4 protein-coding genes are annotated in these 2236 nt (G+C 32.9%); all 4 read left to right on the forward strand.

Features of this window, described 5'->3' with window-relative positions:
- A partial coding sequence (locus tag EAI80_RS13540) for a hypothetical protein (RefSeq protein ID WP_161220361.1) occupies positions 1 to 180 on the forward strand: 180 nt, incomplete at its 5' end.
- A 136-nt stretch (positions 181 to 316) separates the two neighbouring features.
- On the forward strand, positions 317 to 580 hold the full coding sequence (locus EAI80_RS12745; RefSeq protein ID WP_129982336.1) for a hypothetical protein: 264 nt from the start codon (positions 317 to 319) through the stop codon (positions 578 to 580).
- 149 nt (positions 581 to 729) lie between these two features.
- Positions 730 to 1680 (forward strand): calcium/sodium antiporter, encoded by a 951-nt coding sequence (locus tag EAI80_RS12750; RefSeq protein ID WP_129982337.1) that lies wholly within the window; start codon positions 730 to 732, stop codon positions 1678 to 1680.
- Positions 1681 to 1811: 131 nt separating this feature from the next.
- Positions 1812 to 1949 carry a hypothetical protein gene (locus EAI80_RS13545; protein WP_161220362.1) on the forward strand — a complete coding sequence of 46 codons (138 nt, stop codon included), beginning with the start codon at positions 1812 to 1814 and terminating at the stop codon, positions 1947 to 1949.
- Positions 1950 to 2236 lie beyond the last annotated feature (287 nt).

The raw sequence follows: 2236 nt of genomic DNA on the forward strand, positions 1-2236 counted from the left end.
AGTTTTGGTGGATTTGAGTTTGGTTATATATTTGTGTCCGCGCAACGAAGGCGCGGGGAAATGGAGGAAATCATGAAGTCTATTACTGGTGGTGATAAAATCGTTGATGAAATCATTAAGAAATGGAAGGTTCAATATAAAAACAGAAGCGCAATGCTTGATGAATTAAATGGAATATAGTCCACTCCGGTGGACTTTTTTACATCTTTCTTTTATATCAAATGAGTCATCAATGGAAAACATAAACAAAAGGAGGTAAATGGAAATGAGCTAGTATTATCTTGCAGTAGATATTGGAACTTCTAGTGAGCATCATATGTTAGCCTGTATACAAGAGAGAAAAATCAAACTAGAAGAAATCTATCATTTTGAAAATGGAATGAAAAAGTGTAAGGAATTAAACAAGATTCCTGTCAGCATGTCTATTGATACTTGGGTAGTGGATTATGTCTTATTAGATGAAGATGATCATGTTTTAGGTGATTCTTATGGTTATCGTGATTATCGTACTGATGGTATGGATGAAGTAGTTAATAAGGTTATTGATGAAAAAGAAGCATATGCTAAAACAGATTTTTAATAAACAAGTAATCAGTCATTATCGTCACCTTACATGTGAAATTATGATGAAATAATTGATGTACTTCAATCGTCGGATACTATTGACTAACACTATGATAAAATGGTAAATTATTAATCAGTTTATATATAAAGGAAGAGAATAAAAAAATGTTAAATACTTTCATGGAAATTGGTATATTAATTGTTGGTTTTGTATTATTGATTAAGGGTGCAGATTTCTTTGTAGATGGAAGTTCTTCTGTCGCAAAAAGATTAAAGGTCCCTTCAATGATCATTGGACTTACAATTGTCGCCATGGGTACAAGTTTACCTGAATGTGCAGTCAGCGTAACTGCTTCAATGAGCAACAACAATGCTCTTGCAGTCAGTAATGTAGTAGGATCTAACTTATTTAACTTAATGGTAGTATGTGGTGTATGTACACTATTTGTACCTCTTGCAGTTTCTACAGATACATTAAAGAAGGAATTCCCATTCTCTATTATCTGTGCTGCTTTATTACTTGTATTTGGTTTAGACAGTATGCTAGGTAGAGTAGATAGTGCAGTTTTTATTGTGTTATTTGCCGCATATTTAGGATGGATGATCTATTCTGCATTACAGGCAAGAAATAAAGCGTTAAGCGAAGAAAATGATGAAGAAATCAAGCTACTACCAGTATGGCAGTGTATTGTTTATATTGTAGGTGGTGCTGCTGCGATTAAATTTGGTGGCGACTTTGTTGTAGAAGGTGCTACAGCTATTGCAACTATGCTAGGACTCAGTCAGAACCTTATTGGTTTGACTATTGTCGCTTTAGGAACAAGTCTTCCAGAACTTGTGACTTCTATTGTAGCTGCAAGAAAGAATGAAATCGACATGGCTTTAGGTAATGTTATTGGATCTAATATCTTTAATATCTTATTTGTATTAGGTATTGCCGGGGTCATTAGTCCTGTTGCCATTATTACAGAAAACTTGATTGATACATTTATTTTAATTGTTGTAAGTACTCTAGTATGGGGCTTTGCCTGGAAGAAGAAAGAACTTGTTAAATGGCAGGGTATTGTGATGCTTGCAATTTATGTAGCATATCTTGTTTATATTTGTATGCGTTAAGAAGGCGATGCCTTCTTTTTTTTATTTGATATCTAATATAGATGACAAATATTGTTCAACATAATATAATTTGAATAGAGGAAAGATTATACAAAGTCATCAAATGAATTTTAAAAGGAGTATGGAATAACATGAGAAGAAATAAAGTGAGATATTATTTGGATGTTGTAATCCATCATCCTGATTGGACCATAGAAGATTTTGAAGCTGAAGAAAAAAAGCTTAAAGAAGAGAGTGATAAATTAACAGAGTGGCCTCCTATATATTGAGGCTGATTTGAAACCAACTTTAATAGAACCTTTAATTTTTAAGGGGGGTCAATAAAAAACTCGCTTTAAATATTTGGGGGTTTCCACTTGTAAAGGGCAGTCAGAAACGACTGCCCTTTAGTGCGCTCATATTACTTCTATTTAAATGTTTTATTAGTTCTTTTTCTTATAAGATCCTCTCTTTTTTCCTTCTCTTTTGATTGTTTCATCGTAAGCGCCAAATAATATAGTGGATAGAAATAGACCTCATCATGTTAGATAATTAAAGTGTTTTTAGATACTAAATT

Origin of the sequence: Catenibacterium sp. co_0103, assembly GCF_004168205.1 — a bacterium.
GTDB classification, from domain to species: domain Bacteria; phylum Bacillota_I; class Bacilli_A; order Erysipelotrichales; family Coprobacillaceae; genus Catenibacterium; species Catenibacterium mitsuoka_A.